The organism is Affinundibacterium baiyunense (assembly GCF_018139645.1).
GTDB lineage: Bacteria > Pseudomonadota > Gammaproteobacteria > Burkholderiales > Burkholderiaceae_D > Undibacterium > Undibacterium baiyunense.
In genome coordinates, this window is the sequence record NZ_JAGSPM010000080.1 from 1 (window position 1) to 281 (window position 281).

At 65.8% G+C, this 281-nt stretch carries 1 protein-coding gene; it reads right to left on the reverse strand.

The genetic code is table 11. From position 1 onward, the window contains the following. Positions 1 to 281 (reverse strand): hypothetical protein (locus KDM92_RS18405; RefSeq protein ID WP_212685806.1); only part of this gene is annotated, 281 nt, incomplete at both ends.

Genomic DNA, 281 nt, shown 5'->3' on the forward strand with positions numbered 1-281 from the left:
GTCCACCATGTGCGCCCCGGATGAGGTGCCGCCCACGGCGCCCTTCTTGGGGTAGCTGAAGGCCACCAGGAGCAGGACCATGCCGATGAGGAGCACGGGCACGCCAGCACCGATGAGGGTGTTGGGCAGGCCGGTCTTGGCCTCAACGGCAGCGTCATAGGCTGCCCCCAGCTCATTCTGGTCCTCATCGTCTGCCCGGCCGCCCCCGCTGGTCCAGAAGACAGGCTGGTAGAAGTGCACACCGTTCACGGTGGTGGGGAAGTTGGGGTACCAGGTAGTGT